This window comes from Metabacillus idriensis, assembly GCF_050483325.1.
Taxonomy (GTDB): Bacteria; Bacillota; Bacilli; order Bacillales; family Bacillaceae; genus Bacillus_P; species Bacillus_P idriensis_A.
In genome coordinates, this window is the sequence record NZ_JBCMYF010000006.1 from 151,085 (window position 1) to 167,896 (window position 16,812).

Below are 16,812 nucleotides of genomic sequence, written 5' to 3' on the forward strand. Positions count from 1 at the left end.
AGGGGTCATCAATCTTATGCGACTCATTAAAGATACCTATATTCTTTTTTCTGTCACAGCTATAGCTGCATTAGTCTCGTTTATTACAGGTATTTGGATAAGGAATATTCTGGGTCCTGAAGAGTATGGAATTTGGCTGGTCTTTTCTTTGATTTTGACATATGGGTACCGGATGCATCTTGGAATATTAGATGGCTTTAACCGTGATTTCCCGATAATGTTAGGGCAAAGAAATTACAAAAAGGCCAACAAGGTTCGGAATGCTGTATTTACCTGGATGATTGGTTCGTCTGTTTTGGCTTTTGCAGCGATTGTAGTTGTTTTAATATTGCCATTGTCAACTTTTGAAACAGTATTAAGTATTATTACTATTTTATTAATACCGCTTCAGAATCTGGCGCTGTTTTATAACACCATATTTTTAACCATACAGCAATTCAATACAGTCGCGATTATTCAATTAATCATTGGATCGCTGCAATATGTTCTTATGGGTGTTTTTGCATTAATGTTTGGAATTTATGGGCTGCTTATTGGGGTGTTGGCCGGCAATTCCCTGGCTATCTTTTTCGGTCATTCAAAACTGAGAATTAAACTGAAGATTGATTGGAATTGGGAAATTTTAAGAGGGATGTTTTTGTACGGAATACCTATCACATTAATAGGTATTTTGTTTAACTTGCTTATCACTTTAGATAGGCTCATCATTTTCTATTTCTTTGGTTCTGCTGCAGTCGGGCATTATGGCATCACCGCTTTTGTATATCAGGGAATCATGGTTCTGCCAGGTGTATTTCATCAGGTCATGTATCCTAAGATCAGTTATAAATATGGAGCATTCGGAAAGAAGAAAGCATTAAAAAATATTGTCTTTGAACCAGCTATTCTGCTTTCCTATTTAAGTCCCATTATCCTTGGAACGCTATATTTCATATTTCCAGCTTTTATATACCATGTTTTGCCACAGTATACGGATGGTATTGATTCTGCAAAATTTATGATAATTGGGATGTTTTCATTAATCTGGGTTACCTTATACGGACATTATCTTACAGTAGTAAATAAGCAATGGACCTATTTTAATATTCTTCTATTCTCCGTATTCCTTAATGCCATATTAAATGTTTCCTTCGTCAAATTCGGGTTAGATATTGAGGGAGTCGCATTAGGAACGGCTATAACCTATTTCATTTATCCGATTATTATGATGTGGTTTTGCTGTAAAGATATGGGAGACCGCACAATTGACTTCCTTAAACAAGCTGCTTTAGCAATAAATCCATTTATTGTGATGGTATTACTGATCATTGCTGCTGAATTTCTTAAGTTCCACTATATAATCAATTTCCTTTTCTTTATCGGATCCTATCTGCTGTTCATAATTATTTGTTCGAGCCGTATATCGATCCTTATCGCCTATCGGAAAAAAATGATCGAAATTATCAAATCCCGAATAAATACCAGGTCACTGAAATGAGATTGTTTTTTTAGAGCTTCATGGAGAAAAAGCAATGACTGACTAATAAGCCATTGCTTATTATGAAAAGTTTTTTTGAAAAAGTCTTTTATTGATGAAAGTATTTCTCAAATATTATTTATTTGAAGATACAATGTGTGAAAGTTAGGTGATTAAATGCTTTTTCAACACCATCTATTTCAAAAAATAAATTGGTTTATCCTGATGATATGTGCAGCTGTTCCTCTTGGTCTATTCATATCATTAAATAATTTTCATGTGAATATCTATTTAATTGTCGTGCTGTTAACCTTTTTTTTAGCAGTGTTTCTGTCCGTATTATTCAAGCAGCCAAGTTTTGTTATTCAAATCATTTTACTTGCTCTGTCTATCAGGATAGTCATTATGATTGTCTTAAAAATATATTCATTTCAGACAGGGCTTGAAGGATTTTTTCCAGGTGATGTTGATGCTTATGCCTATCATGGAGATGCTTTAGAGGCAATAAGATCCCACTCGTGGATCGAAGCTCTCGAAGGAAACCTTTCATACACTTATTTTGTCGCATTTTTTTATGATCTTTTTGGTCCGGATATGAACATACCCCAGCTTATTAATTTAGGAGCTTCCGTTTTAATTGTTCCACTGGTTTATGAGTTGGGAAACAGAGTTGGCGGTAAGAAATTTGCGATAACTTCCTCATTACTGTGGAGCTTATTTCCAAGTGCCATTTTTTGGTCAGTCTCTTTATTAAAAGATGCATTTGTAACACTTGGAATGGTCTTGTCAGGATTTTTAATCTTAGGCATTACGGAAAAGAAAATGAGAATAACAGATTTAACGCTTGGCATTTGCGGAATATTGCTAGTCAGCTCCATGCGTTCGCAGTTTTTGCTTGCAATCGCACTTCCAATCTTAATCATGATCTTCTTTCAATTTTTTAAAGGAAACACCAATTTTCTTAGAAACTCGGTATTCATGATAGTTGGCATCGCTCTCTTCAGCATGACATTGGCAGGAGAAAATGCATTTACTGCATTGACAAACTCCACCTCTCAAGAAGAAACGGAGCGGATCAATGAAATTGCTTTAGATGGAGGATCAGGAATAGCGCTTGTAACCATGTTCCCGCCGGAAATAAGGTGGCTGGTGCAACTTCCATTCTCAATTTTCGCCCCTTTTCCATGGCAATGGCTGACTGTTGGGCAGGGAATATACAGGGTCTCAGGTCTTGAGATGATCGTGTGGTATATATTGTATTATTTCATCTGGAGAAATCGCCGGATTATTATTGCACAAAATGCTGGAAAGGTTATTATGATTTACGCATTTTCTGTATTTATCGCTGTTTCGTTCAGTTTGCCGAATATTGGTTCGATTTATCGCTATCGTTTAGCTGCACTGGCATTGCTGCTTCCATTAGTATTTTACAAATTCGCAAGAAAAGATGGGAAAGGTTCACTTGATGAATAAAAGTGTATTATTTGTAACAACGATAAGCAGGACTGTTGAGGCATTTTTAATTCCTCACATCCTGTATTTTCTGGAAAAAGGCTACAAAGTAGGCGTTGCATCAAATACTCAGGATAACAAGCTTGAGGAATTAGCAGAATTAGGTGTATCTATCCATCACGTACCATTCAGCAGGGAAATAACAGATAAACGGAATGCGGGTTCCTATAGGATCATTAATAAAATTATCCAGCAATATCACATTCTCCATCTGCATACTCCCATTTCCTCATTTGTTACCCGGATGGCTGCCTCTAAAGAACATTCCATCATTTATACAGCACATGGATTTCATTTTAACGAAAATGGCACTTGGGTCACTAATTTTTTATTTTCAGCAGCTGAAAAATTAGCTGGTTTTAAAACGAATAAGCTTATTGTGACAAACCAGGATGATCTGACTGCTGCACATAAAGTCATTTCAAAACACAAAATTCAATTTGTAGGCGGAGTTGGTGTAGATACAAGTGTTTACAATATTGATAATTATTCTGATTCCGAGAAAAAGAATTTAAAAGATGAATTAAATCTGGACCCTAATAAAAGAGTCATTACTCATATAGCTGAATTTAATCAAAATAAAAGGCAAATCGATGTTGTAGAGGCATGTGAGATTTTAAAACAAAAAACGGATAATTTTATCATCTTGCTTGTTGGGGAAGGTGATGATTTCAGGGACATTCAAAAGCAGATCTATGACCGTAAATTAGATGAGTATATTAAATGTCTTGGTTTTAGGGGAGATATTCCAAGAATATTAAGTATAACGGACATTGGATTATTAGTTTCGATAAGAGAGGGTCTCTCACGTTCAGTCATGGAAATGATGGCAATGAATATACCGGTCATTGCCACCAATATTAGAGGAAATAGAGATCTGATCACAAATGAAGAAAACGGTTATTTAGTACCGATTAAAAATCCCTCTCTGCTTGCTTTGCGGTGCTGTCAGTTAATAAATAATAGAACTCTTTGTAAACAGTATGGCGAGGCAGGGAAGAGCAAAATAGAGCATCAGCATTCTATCAATCACGTTTTAGAACAAATGGAAATGGTTTATAGGGAACTTGGGCTTTTGGGAAATTCATAAATCAGCTGTCTGCTTTAGACTAAAGAGATTCAATATGAAGGACGTGCGTTTTTTTTGAAGAAAATTCTTATCTTTGGATCAGGCGGGCACGCGAAAGTTGTTATTGATATTGTTGAAAAATCGAATGAATATCAAATCTTAGGTTTAATTGACAGCTACCGTCCCCCTAATCAGTCTGCGTGCGGCTACCAAGTAATTGGTGATGAATCAATTCTTCTCAATATCCGGAACGAAATACACGGGGGGATTGTTGCAATTGGAGATAACTGGGTCAGGAAAAAAGTAGTTGAAAAGATCTTGGCCATTATGCCTGAATTTAAATTTGTTCATGCTGTACATCCATCAGCTATTATCGGAAGCAGCGTGACAATAGGTGATGGAACGGTTGTTATGGGAGGAACTGTGATTAATAGCAATACCTCTGTCAGCGAACACTGTGTCATTAATACTCATTCTTCAGTCGATCATGATTGCAGGATCGGACGGTTTGTTAGTATCGCCCCGGGTTCGACTCTTGGCGGAAATGTAACGGTGGGAGATTACACAGCTATATCTTTAGGATCAAAGGTAATTCATTCCTTAATGATTGGGAGTCATACTGTTATTGGGGCAGGTTCAACGGTTGTTCGGGATATCGGCTCTAATGCAGTGGCGTACGGCACACCTGCAAAGATCATCAGGTCAAGAACAATTGGCGAAAAATATTTGTAATTGTCCATGAAGTTGAAGGTGATTTTTTCCACATATAATCATTCTATTATGAATAGAGATAAGTGAAGTATTAACTAGCATTGAGTAAGGCTATAAATATGGTGATATTTATTTCCTTACTTCAATTGCAGTATACCTTGGCCTGTTAAATAAACTGTTTAGCTTTAAGGGGAAATACAATGAAAAAAATATTGTTAGAAAGATCTAATAAAGCATACTTGCCAGTAATTGACGCTTATATGAAATATTTTAATGGAAATGGTTATGACTTTCAAATGTATGATTCATCTAAACTAAGAGATTTTCATATAAATGATTTTGATGTTTTATGGAAGTTTATGGGTTTCGAAGCTTTTCCAAAAAATGATATCAAAATCATACATGAGTATCCTTCTCTCTCAACCGGATTGCTTCCAAAATGGAAAAATGAAGTAAAGAGCAGATTGAATACAAAACCGGATTTAAGAATATTTTTAAACGTATTTGTAAAAGAAGGCATGAATTTTAAAGATAATATTGAGTACATTTATCGTGATATGGGTGTAGATAATATATTTTTTAACTTTCAAAATTCCAGCAAGAATTATGATTGTGTCTATGTTGGATCCATTTCAAAAGAAAGAAGTATCCATATTTTACTTGATTATTTTAAATATCATTGCAAAAACAAAAATCTTCTATTAATTGGCGCAGTCCAGGATGATATTTATAAAAATTACTCGTCTTGTGAAAATATTATTTTTACTGGAAAACTCAGTTATGAAGATGTTCCTAAATATGCCTCTCAAGCGGTTTACGGAGTCAATTATATGCCGGATAAATATCCTTTTAATATTCAGACGTCCACTAAATTGCTTGAGTATTTATCAATGGGGCTGAAGGTAATTACTACAGACTATTTCTGGGTTAATAACTTTATGATAGAAAATGATGTTGAATTTATAAAAGTTGATGAAAAATTGGAAGGATTAGAGAATTTGCTTAAATATGATGAAAGGACTTCCGGCACATTCATAAATATGGAGAAATATAAATGGTCTAATATCATTAAACAGTCATTGCTTGAAGAGAAACTAAAAAACTCAATCCTTCATTGATCTAATTTTTTCTAGTATATAAACAAAAGGAGCTGGACTAAGACCATTTTTGGTTTTTGGATCAGCTCCATTTTTTAAATAATTTAAAAAGGAAGAGATGTGAAACAAATGAAGTTTCAATCAAAACGCATCTATCTTTCACCGCCTCATATGGGAGAGAAAGAACAGCTTTTTATAAAAGAAGCATTTGAAAAGAACTGGATTGCTCCGGTTGGACCGAATATTAATCTTTTTGAAAAAGAACTTGCTGATTATGTAGGCTCAAAAGGCGCTGTTGCTTTGAGTTCCGGGACAGCTGCGCTTCATTTAGCTTTGCGGTATCTTGGAGTTGGAAGAGGAGATACTGTTTTTTGCTCCACTTTTACATTTGTTGCCAGTGCGAATCCTATTATCTATCAGGGTGCAGAACCTATTTTTATAGACTCTGAACCAGACAGCTGGAATATCAGCCCTGCAGCCTTAAAAAATGCTCTGATTGAAGCGGAGAAAAACGGTAAACTTCCAAAGGCTGTAATCGTTGTAAACTTATATGGTCAAAGTGCCGATATGGATCAGCTTATAGAAGTATGCGATCAGTATGACGTTCCGATTATTGAAGATGCAGCTGAATCATTAGGTGCCACATATAAAGGAAAAGCAAGCGGAACAATTGGAGAGTTTGGGATTTATTCATTTAATGGAAATAAAATTATTACTACCTCAAATGGAGGCATGCTCGTTTCAGATAATCTTGAAGCGCTGGAAAAAGCCCGTTTTTGGTCTACCCAGGCAAAAGAAAACACAAAGCATTATCAGCATAATGAAATAGGATATAACTACCGGTTAAGCAACATCCTTGCCGGAATAGGCCGAGGCCAGTTAATGGTTTTAAATGAAAGAATAAATTCTCGCAGAAAAATATTCCAGAATTATGTATCAGAGCTTTCAAATATTGACGGGATTGCATTTATGAAAGAGGCTGAATTTGGCAGATCCACTCATTGGCTTACAGCTTTAACCATAGATCCTGGCATTACTGGCACAACGGGAGAAAATATTATTGATGCTCTCGAAGCCCATAATATTGAGGCTCGGCGTTTATGGAAGCCTATGCATTTACAGCCGCTCTACAAAATGAATAAATATTATCCTCATGAAGAAGAAAGAAGCATTTCTGATGAGTTATTTGATAAGGGTATTTGTCTTCCTTCTGGCTCAAATTTAACGGAAAATGAACAAAACAGAATTATTGAACTAATAAAAAGAGAAATAAATTAATGATTTTTTTTATAATCAATAACTTTAGAATCTAAGTCTACTTTTAGCAAAACGGCGTTTAAAACAATATGCTTGTAAAGTAGGAGTGATTAGATGGACATCAAAGAAAAAATACAAAAAGAAATGAACAGCTTCAGTTGTGATTTTCATTTTAGAGTAGCCACCATTGGCACGACCGTCAGAGAATCCCAGCCATTTGCCGTATTGCCCCGCCGAAAGTCATTAGGGTTTGAAGCAATCAATTTTTTAGTTATAGATCCAGCCTATGCAGAAGAATGCTTTAAATTGTTAGATGGAAACGTTCAATATATTCTTGTGGATATTGAATCAAAAAAAACGATTGATCTAATGGAGATTGCTGGTAAAACGGTAAAAAAAACAAAAATAGTATCTTATAAACCAAATGATACAACTTTAGAAGCTGCTGATATGTTTTTAAGAAATTATTTCAGTGATAATCTAAAGGATAAAAATGTTTTAATATACGGCGCAGGCAATTTAGGTTCGAAACTTTCCCTAAGGTTAGCCGAGAGAAAAGCAAGAGTCTACTTGGACTCACGGAATAAAGAAAAAACGGCAGAAATCGTGAATGCCTTAAATCATTTGATTCCTAAATATTCAAAAAATCATATAACAGCGATTAAAAATTATGATGATTTAATTAATAAAGTTGATATTCTAATTGCCTTTACATCAGCTTCCCATGTTATTTCTCCTGTCTATTTAAATTATTTGAAAAAACACGGTTTAGCATTAGATGGAGGAATTAATAATTTCATGTCCGATTTTATTATTGAAGCTAAAAAAAATTCAGTTGCTTGTTATAGATTGGATGTTAGAACGGCATTTCCCCATTCCGTGTTATATCTGAGCAGCTATACAAGAGATTTTTATCAAAATATACAAGGTGAGTCATCAATTGAAAATGTGAGATTAGTTGCAGGCGGTATAATTGGAGACGAGGGGGACATCGTAGTAGACCGCATCAAAGACCCAAAGCAGATCGTAGGAATTGCAAATGGAATAGGCGGATTAAAACTTGAGAGTGAATATTCAGATAAGGAATGGAGAAATATTGAACTAATAAAAAATAAAGTCTTGCAGAGCTGAAGAGAATGATGTTTCCGTGAAGAAATAGTAAGTATCCACCCAAAAAAACTGATTTCTCAAGATGACTTTTGAGAAATCAGTTTTATTGAGTGGAATGCCTCTTAATGAAGAAAGCATCATTCTTTCATTTGATAGGTTGGAACAATTTGTTTAAGACACGTTTTAATGTGATTCTCCATCTGATCTGTCTCATTTAAAAGAAGGAGTTGTCTTAGCTTATCAAGGGACAAAGATAAGTCCGTCTGAGAAATAGTACTGGGTTTTGCAACAAAGATTAGATGATGCTTTGAAGACATATTCCCTTCTTCGGATGTTAGTAATTCCTCGTATAATTTTTCCCCAGGCCGCATTCCAGTGTACTCGATTTTTATATCTTTATCTGGGATGAGCCCGGATAAGGTAATTAAATCTCTGGCCAGATCACTGATTTTTACTGGAGTACCCATATCAAGGATAAAGATTTCGCCGCCTTTAGCAAACGCACCAGCTTGAATCACAAGCTTTACAGCCTCAGGTATTGTCATAAAGTAGCGGGTCATATCAGGATGGGTAACAGTTACCCTGTGTTCTTCCTGAATCTGCTGTTTAAACAGCGGGATCACACTGCCTCTGCTCCCTAAGACATTTCCAAAACGAACGGCTGCAAATTTTGTATTGCTCTGTGTATCTAAGTTTTGAATAATCATTTCAGCTATTCGCTTGGTTACACCCATGATGCTGGTCGGATTAACTGCCTTATCGGTAGAAATCAGCACAAATTGTTCTGCGCCGTAAAGATGTGAACATTCAGCTGTATTTAACGTGCCAAATACATTATTTTTTATTGCCTCTGTTGGATTATATTCCATTAATGGAACATGCTTATGTGCTGCTGCATGAAATACTACATTAGGGTGATGAAATGCAAAGATATTTTCCATTCTTTTTCGATCTTGAATATCAGCAATGATTGCTTCACAATCGATAGTTGGATAAACGCGTTTTATTTCATGTTCAATTGTATAGATGCTGTTTTCTCCATGACCTAAAATCAGTAATTTCTGAGGGTGAAAATTTGAAACTTGCCGGCATATTTCAGATCCAATTGAGCCTCCTGCCCCTGTCACTAAAACAACTTTATCCGTTACGTATTCTGCAATGCCATCTAAATTTAATTCAATCGGAGGTCTGCCAAGCAGCTCTTCTACCTTAACATCTTTTATCATATTTAAAGTGATCTTCCCGTCTAGGATATCGCTGATTTTAGGGAATATCGTTACTTGTACAGCATTACGTTTACACATATTTACAATATCGGAAATTTGTGTCCTGGGAGCTGAAGGTATTGCGATGATAACAAGGTCTATGTCTAACTTTTTTACAATTGTCATTAAATCTTTGCTGGCTCCAACTACGGGAAGACCCATCAGCAAAAGATTTAATTTAGCAGGATCATCATCTAAAAAGGCAATTGGATTTAAAGAAGTGCTATTTCCATAGTTTAATTCCTTAACAACTAATGCTCCTGCACTGCCTGCTCCGACAATTAATACTTTCTTATCTTTTGATTTCGTATTCTGCTTTCGTTCTTTGAGGAGTCTATAAGAAAATCTTGAAATAAATAGAGCAAACATGATTATGATCCAGGTTATCAGCAAGATTGAATGATGGATTGTCATTTTAATCATGAATGCGTTTATTAGGTAATGAACGATATGAACCAGCAGCAGTGATTGGACCAGGCCTGCTGCTGTTACCGCAAGTTCCCGGACACTTACATACTTCCACATCAGATCGTAATAATTAAATAGATGAAATACACCTATGATTGATATCCAAAAGAGGATGGATATATATACGCTATTGGCAATATCTATTTCAGAATTTATTCCGTATAGTAGAATAGTAGAAGTTAACACCGATGCTAGAATGAGAAGGGCATCAAAAAAAATGAGTAATATATATCTTTTATTCTTGTGCACATCTAAACCTCCATTAAAACTTTTCATCTCTATTATTGTGATGTTTTAAAAGATACTTATTTATCAAAGACTTTGGAACGAGGTTATTTGTTAGCTGGACTATTACAATCTCCACAGCTTAACACCTTCAGGACAAGTTGATGGATCCAGTACACTCTTTATATCCAGAACAAATCCTTTTCCATTAACCAATAAGGACTGAATGCGTTCCCAGCCTATTTCTTGATATTGCTGATGCGGTACAGCGACAATTACTGCATTCCCCGGCAGCAAATCATTCAATGGATAGAGGGGTAATCCATATTCTTCCCTGACTTTCTCTGAATCTGCGAGAGGATCAGAAACCTGGACTTCAACTCCAGCCTGTTTCAGCTGATGGATCATATCTAAAACCTTCGAATTTCGAATGTCTGATATATTTTCTTTAAAAGTAAATCCTAATATGGTCACTCTGGAATTTTCCAAACTGATATCGGCTTGAGTCAAAAGCTTTAGAAGAGAGGAGGTAATAAATTGACTCAATCCTTCATTCACTTTTCTCCCCGTCAATATCATTTCAGGATGAAAACCTATATTCTCTGCTTTAGACGCAAGGTAATAGGGATCAACCCCAATGCAGTGACCGCCTACCAGACCAGGGGAAAATCGAAGGAAATTCCATTTTGTATTCGCTGTTTTTAATACTTCGGCTGTATCGATTTCAAGTTCATGAAAAAGCATGGCAAGCTCATTCATTAAGGCAATATTGACGTCACGCTGAATATTCTCAATGATTTTGGATGCCTCTGCTACTTTGATAGACGGAGCGATATGCACTTTATCAACAACAGTTCTGTAAATCTTTGCGATGGTATCAAGTGCTTCCTTGTTTTGTGCTGAAACCACTTTTGTGATGCTTTTAAACGTATGCTCCTTGTCTCCTGGATTGATTCGCTCAGGAGAATACCCTACAAAAAAGTCTTCTTCTGCCTTTAATCCTGAATATTTTTCTAAAATGGGAATACATACTTCTTCAGTAGCACCTGGATAAACCGTTGATTCATAAACAACGATGGTTCCTTTTTGCATCTGACTGCCGATCATTTCAGATGCGGAAATCAAACAGCTCAGGTCTGGAATCTTTAAATCGTCTATGGGGGTGGGAACCGTCACAATAATAAAGCTGCACGCTCTGAGCATGCCTGGGTCTTCAGTAAAAAGGATATTTGCGTTATTCAAATCTTGTTTAGAAACTTCACCTGTTGTATCTACCTGCTGTTTCAAGGAATTGATTCTCTTCGAATTAATATCAAAGCCAATAACAGGAAATTTTTTTGAAATAGCTAATGCTGCGGGAAGGCCGACGTATCCAAGCCCTACAACGCCAATCTTATTTGGCATATGATTGAATCCATAATACTCTTTATACCAATCAACAAACTTTCCAATGCCTTCTTCAACAGATGTTGCGGGTTTAAAGTCAACGTCACGCATTAACGCATCTACATTGGCGTAGGTTTCGGGAACATCACCCGGCTGAAGCGGAAGCAGCTGTTTTTCCGCTTTCCTTCCTAATTTATCTTCTAGTACTGAAATAAAATGCATAAGATCGACCGGCTGATTGTTTCCGATATTATATACCTTATACGGGATCTGTTCTGGATGATCTGTTTGAGCGGGTTTTCTTTCAATCAACCTGACAATGCCTTCAACAATGTCATCGATGTAGGTGAAGTCACGTTTCATTTCGCCATTATTAAATACACTGATGGGGTCTCCTGTTAAAATGGCTTTTGTGAATTTAAACAGGGCCATATCAGGTCTTCCCCATGGACCATAAACTGTAAAGAAGCGCAAACCTGTCGTTTTAAGCCCATATAAATGACTATAAGTATGAGCCATCAGTTCATTTGCCTTTTTAGTAGCCGCATACAGGCTAATGGGAGTATCCACAAAATCATTTACAGAAAAAGGCATTTTTTCATTCGATCCATAAACAGAGCTTGATGAAGCATAGAGGAGATGGTCAATTTTGTGATGACGGCAAGCTTCAAGAATATTCATATATCCTACAATATTCGATTGTATATATGCATGGGGATTTTCAATGCTGTAACGAACACCCGCCTGGGCTGCAAGATTGACAACGATAGAAGGAGAATGTTCGGAAAATGTGCTTTCTATCAAATCTTTGTCTTCGAGCGATCCATAAATAAATGTGAATTTTTCGTGATTTTTTAATAAATTCAGCCGTGAATATTTGAGTTCGATATCGTAATAATCGTTTAAATTATCAATTCCAACTATTGAATAGCCGTCCAGCAATAAACGATTCGATAGATGAAAACCTATGAAACCTGCGCATCCGGTAATGAGAATCTTATTAGAGTTTTTAGACATAAAACCGCTCAGATCCCTTCAAAGAAGTGTTAACACTACTTGTATATGAAGGAAATGGATTATGGTTCTTATATCTATAAAAATTGGGGTGTAACCTATAGAAGCTTGCAATACAGCGGTTTTTTCAGCAGGGAAAAGACATTTGCCTTAATAAATAGAAATAACAGGAATAGCAAGTAGAGGAAAAAGAATTCGGCACATAAAGGCTGAACATGATTATCCTTGCACTTTTCATCAATCTTCTTTAAGATAAAATACAGTCAATCTGTCTATGTATTGATTGCTCAGTTATGAACAAAAATGAAACAACTTATGAAAACATATGTAAATAGCCTGTAAATTGATTGCTTACGTTTTCATAGTATCGTATCATTATGTACATACAAGTTTAGTTTTTGTTATAGTTTGCTGCCCGTAATTACGGGATAAATTAAAAATTGGTGACATTTTACTTTGAAAATTGTAAATGCTAATTATACATAGATATGGAATTAGAAGGAGTGTAATAAAATGAATAATATTACCATTTATGATGTAGCCCGTGAAGCAAATGTTTCAATGGCTACTGTTTCCCGGGTTGTAAACGGCAATCCGAATGTAAAACCGACAACACGGAAAAAAGTATCAGAAGCGATTGACCGCCTCGGATATCGCCCGAATGCAGTTGCCCGCGGACTTGCAAGTAAAAAAACGACAACAGTAGGCGTTATTATCCCTGATATTTCAAGTACGTTTTATGCTGAGCTTGCACGGGGTATTGAAGACATTGCAACAATGTACAAGTACAACATTATTTTAAGCAACTCTGACCAGAACCGTGATAAAGAATTGCACTTGCTGAATACAATGCTCGGCAAACAAGTAGACGGCATTGTTTTCATGGGCGGAAATATTACTGATGAGCATGTAGAAGAATTTAAACGTTCTCCTGTACCGATTGTGCTTGCAGCTTCAGTTGATGTGAATGAGGTCACTCCATCTGTCAACATTAATTATGAACAGGCAACGTTTGATGCCGTTTCCATGCTGATTGAAAAAGGGCATAAACGGATCGGCTATGTGACTGGGCCAATGGAAGAGCCAATCAATAAAGAAATGAAGATGAACGGATACCGCCGTGCACTTACAGAAGCAGGCATTGCCGTTGATGAAGATTTAATTACTGAAGGTGACTACACCTATGATTCAGGGCTTGAAGCATTCGAAAAGATTAACGAGTTATCGGATAAGCCAACAGCTATTTTTGCAGGCACAGATGAAATGGCATTGGGAGTCGTTCACGCAGCGCAGGATAATGGCTATGTGATTCCGAATGATATTGAGATCATCGGCTTTGATAATACTAAATTAGCAACGATGGTACGTCCGCAATTAACAACTGTTGTTCAGCCGACTTACGATATCGGTGCTGTAGCCATGCGTCTTCTGACTAAGCTGATGAACAAAGAAGAAGTGGAAAATCATATCGTTGAGCTTCCGCATCGCATAGAAATCAGACAATCAACTAAAGCATAATACCAAAAAGAGCATTGGCCGGCCAATGCTCTTTTTATTATGTTTCAAATAACCCTGTATAAATAGTGATTGTTGGATGTTTTCGGTTCATCATACTCTTTATGATAGGGTTTTTCTGTCTTTTCCCTGATTTTGCCTGAGAGGAAAAAGTGCTTTCGCAACAGTTTGAGCGTTTTTTTCCTCGATTTCAAGTTTCCTTGGAATGGCTTTATATTGATCCTTGCTGTCTTCCCATACAGAGGGGAGGGTAACGGGTGCTTCCGGCTGCCAGCGTTTGATCCATTCCTCAGGAAGGGGGCCGTTTACAGCATGCTGTTTCATCTGCAGCCAGATCATCGCCCAGGCCCTCGGGACGACTCTCCAGATATCATAGCCTCCGCCTCCAACAGCAATCCATTTCCCGCCGCAGTACTGATCTGCAATTTCCTGAGCGATTTTAGGAATTTCCTTAAAAATCGCTGTCGTCGTTGCAAAATGGGTCAGTGGATCATAGAAATGCGCATCTGCTCCATTTTGAGTAATAATGACATCAGGCTTGAAAAACGCTGCAATTTCTCTAATAGACTGTCTGTAGGCATCAATCCATGATTCATCTTCTGTAAAAGCATCAAGCGGAATGTTAAAAGAGTAGCCGTATCCCTGGCCGGCACCCCGTTCAGTCACATTGCCTGTCCCAGGAAATAAATAGCGGCCCGTTTCATGTATCGACAGTGTACAGACACTTGGGTCATCATAAAACGTCCATTGCACGCCGTCCCCATGATGAGCGTCTGTATCAATGTACAAAACTTTTGCATGATATTTTTCCTGAATAAACTTGATGGCGACAGAGCTGTCATTGTAAATGCAAAAGCCTGAAGCTTTTCCGCGGAAGCCGTGGTGAAGACCTCCACCGAGATTAAGAGCCCGTTTAGCTTTGCCTTCCATTACTTGTTCGACTGCAGTAAGAGTGCCTCCAACTAGCAGGGCACTTGCTTCATGCATGTTTTTAAAAATAGGAGTATCCTCGGTGCCGATGCCGTAATTAAGCGCTTCTTTTGGATCCAGTTCTCCAGAGCCTGCTTTTTTGACAGCACTTATGTACTTTTTATCATGAACAAGAGCCAGTTCTTCATCGGTCGCCATTCTTGGTGCAGCCAGTTCTTCATCTGACAATGCGTCCATCTTTTTCAGAAGGTCATATGTTAATTCCACCCGCAGCTGATTGAACGGGTGATCCTGGCTGAATTTATATTGCTGAAAAAGAGGGGAATAGATGAAAATATTTTCTTTCATGATGAAATCCCCGGGATGTTTGGCCATAAAACCGTATATCCTTCTTTATTAAGCTCCTCGATCAGTGCCATAGGATTCATTGTCTGCACTCTGAATACAAGGACTTTGAACCGCTCGTCTTTGTCAGGATAAACGAGAACACTTGCAATGTTTACTTTGCATTTTCTGAAAACATCAGAAACCTCAGACAGCATGCCGGCAACATTCGGTACCTTGACCTCGATTTGTGAACCTGGCTGATTCGCTCCTGTCAATTGAACAAAGGTATGAAGCAAATCTGTTTCGGTGACGATCCCAACTAGTTTCCCGTGCTTAATAATAGGCAGGCAGCCAATTTTATGCTCATAAAAAATAGAGGAAATCTCTTCAACAAAATCAAGAGGATGACCAGTAATAGCATCTGTTTTCATGATTGATTTTAATGGTGTATTCAACGTTTCTTTATTTTCACTAAGCTGAAAGATCGAAGGACTTGCATCTTTAATGTCACGGTCGGTCACAATCCCGGCCAGCATGTCATTTTCAGCTACTATCAGGATATGGCGGATTCGGTGTTCAGCCATTTTTTTTATTGCTTCTGCAATAGTTGCATCAGGTGTCAGTGTCACAATATCTTTTTTCATGATTTGTTCAACTATCATACATAAAACCCCTTTGTTTTAAAACGTGAACGAAAGAAAATCAGTACATAAACCGGTTTTTAAATCTGAGCTGATCAAACTGCTGAATTGAATCCTGATCTACTCTTTTTCCGATTTTAGCCATAAGGCAATTTGCGGGGTGGGAGCTGATTTCGGGTTCATCTGTTGCATACCACTCCAAGCCGCCGGCATTCATCATTTTCTCCATCACTTTCCGGTATTCCCACACATTAAGGCCTGTGCCTTTTAAATCCCAGTGCCAATAATATTCTGTTGTGATCGTAATATAGTCTTCCATTGCGTCATCCATCATGGAGACTCTAAGAAGGCTTTTTCCGACAGAATAGCCCCTGTATTCAGGGATAACCTCGATTGCGCCAAGTTCAATCAGATTTTCCATCTTGCCTTCTGACCATCTCTCCAGTGGATCTGGATATAAATATGTAACATACCCGACAATGGTATGGCGATTTCTTGCTATAATAATCCGTCCTTCGGGAAGAGCAGCTATTTCAATCAAAGCTTTGTGCTGCTGCTCAGGCTGCCTGAAAGCTACGAGATCATGATGAAATTCAAGACCTGCCAGTTTCTCGGCTTTTATTGGACCTTCAATAATGAGCGAACCATACGGAGTTTTAATCTCTTTTGCGTTATAGGTTTTAAGATGTTCCATTCATTCACCGCCTTCTATTGATGCTGGACTTAAATCTATTATACTAGAAAATTAGATAAATGAAGCGGTTACATTAAAAAACTGCGATTTTTTTAAAAATTGAGAAAAGATAGAATCTGTTCTATAATAGAGAAT

The 16,812-nt window shown here is 37.1% G+C and carries 13 protein-coding genes and 1 pseudogene; 8 read left to right on the plus strand and 6 right to left on the minus strand.

All coding sequences use genetic code 11. From position 1 onward, the window contains the following. The first annotated feature begins 16 nt into the window (after positions 1-16). From ABEQ24_RS03970 to ABEQ24_RS04000, 7 genes are all read left to right on the plus strand, one after another. A complete protein-coding gene (locus tag ABEQ24_RS03970) occupies positions 17-1,477 on the plus strand; it encodes an oligosaccharide flippase family protein (protein WP_430005564.1) in 1,461 nt (486 codons plus the stop codon). Positions 1,478-1,633: 156 nt separating this feature from the next. Next, positions 1,634-2,929, plus strand: coding sequence for a hypothetical protein (locus tag ABEQ24_RS03975; protein WP_430005565.1), 1,296 nt, complete (start codon positions 1,634-1,636; stop codon positions 2,927-2,929). Next, positions 2,922-4,058 (plus strand): glycosyltransferase family 4 protein, encoded by a 1,137-nt coding sequence (locus tag ABEQ24_RS03980; protein WP_430005647.1) that lies wholly within the window; start codon positions 2,922-2,924, stop codon positions 4,056-4,058. The genes ABEQ24_RS03975 and ABEQ24_RS03980 overlap by 8 nt, the downstream gene beginning before the upstream one ends. A 54-nt stretch (positions 4,059-4,112) precedes the next feature. Then, the gene (locus ABEQ24_RS03985; protein ID WP_430005566.1) at positions 4,113-4,769 is read left to right on the plus strand and encodes an acetyltransferase; all 657 of its coding nucleotides are present in this window, start codon (positions 4,113-4,115) and stop codon (positions 4,767-4,769) included. 179 nt (positions 4,770-4,948) lie between these two features. Further along, complete coding sequence (locus ABEQ24_RS03990; protein ID WP_430005567.1) at positions 4,949-5,866, plus strand: glycosyltransferase; 918 nt, start codon at positions 4,949-4,951, stop codon at positions 5,864-5,866. Between the two features lie 108 nt (positions 5,867-5,974). Then, positions 5,975-7,123 carry a DegT/DnrJ/EryC1/StrS family aminotransferase gene (locus ABEQ24_RS03995; RefSeq protein WP_430005568.1) on the plus strand — a complete coding sequence of 383 codons (1,149 nt, stop codon included), beginning with the start codon at positions 5,975-5,977 and terminating at the stop codon, positions 7,121-7,123. 93 nt (positions 7,124-7,216) lie between these two features. Beyond that, positions 7,217-8,233: a hypothetical protein gene (locus tag ABEQ24_RS04000; RefSeq protein WP_430005569.1), complete on the plus strand. Its 1,017-nt coding sequence runs from the start codon at positions 7,217-7,219 to the stop codon at positions 8,231-8,233. A 116-nt stretch (positions 8,234-8,349) separates the two neighbouring features. Here ABEQ24_RS04000 and ABEQ24_RS04005 read toward each other — a convergent pair whose 3' ends face one another. The 3 genes and pseudogenes from ABEQ24_RS04005 to ABEQ24_RS04015 all read right to left on the minus strand — a co-directional run. After that, the gene (locus tag ABEQ24_RS04005) at positions 8,350-10,194 is read right to left on the minus strand and encodes a polysaccharide biosynthesis protein (protein ID WP_430005570.1); all 1,845 of its coding nucleotides are present in this window, start codon (positions 10,192-10,194) and stop codon (positions 8,350-8,352) included. A gap of 102 nt (positions 10,195-10,296) precedes the next feature. Beyond that, positions 10,297-11,574, minus strand: coding sequence for a nucleotide sugar dehydrogenase (locus ABEQ24_RS04010; protein WP_430005648.1), 1,278 nt, complete (start codon positions 11,572-11,574; stop codon positions 10,297-10,299). A gap of 12 nt (positions 11,575-11,586) precedes the next feature. Further along, positions 11,587-12,573, minus strand: a pseudogene (locus ABEQ24_RS04015) (NAD-dependent epimerase); the annotation flags it as partial. Positions 12,574-13,083: 510 nt separating this feature from the next. On the opposite strand from ABEQ24_RS04015, the gene ccpA reads away from it, so the two are divergent. Further along, the gene (ccpA, locus tag ABEQ24_RS04020) at positions 13,084-14,088 is read left to right on the plus strand and encodes a catabolite control protein A (protein WP_430005571.1); all 1,005 of its coding nucleotides are present in this window, start codon (positions 13,084-13,086) and stop codon (positions 14,086-14,088) included. A 99-nt stretch (positions 14,089-14,187) separates the two neighbouring features. Here ccpA and ABEQ24_RS04025 read toward each other — a convergent pair whose 3' ends face one another. From ABEQ24_RS04025 to ABEQ24_RS04035, 3 genes are read right to left on the minus strand one after another with little or no spacing between them, the layout of a single operon-like run. Then, a complete protein-coding gene (locus ABEQ24_RS04025; RefSeq protein WP_430005649.1) occupies positions 14,188-15,366 on the minus strand; it encodes an acetoin utilization protein AcuC in 1,179 nt (392 codons plus the stop codon). Beyond that, entirely contained in the window at positions 15,360-16,004 is a 645-nt protein-coding gene (locus ABEQ24_RS04030; RefSeq protein ID WP_430005572.1) for an acetoin utilization AcuB family protein, read from the minus strand. Before ABEQ24_RS04030 ends, ABEQ24_RS04025 begins: the two co-directional genes overlap by 7 nt. Before the next feature lie 40 nt (positions 16,005-16,044). Then, on the minus strand, positions 16,045-16,677 hold the full coding sequence (locus ABEQ24_RS04035; RefSeq protein ID WP_430005573.1) for a GNAT family N-acetyltransferase: 633 nt from the start codon (positions 16,675-16,677) through the stop codon (positions 16,045-16,047). Positions 16,678-16,812: the final 135 nt, after the last annotated feature.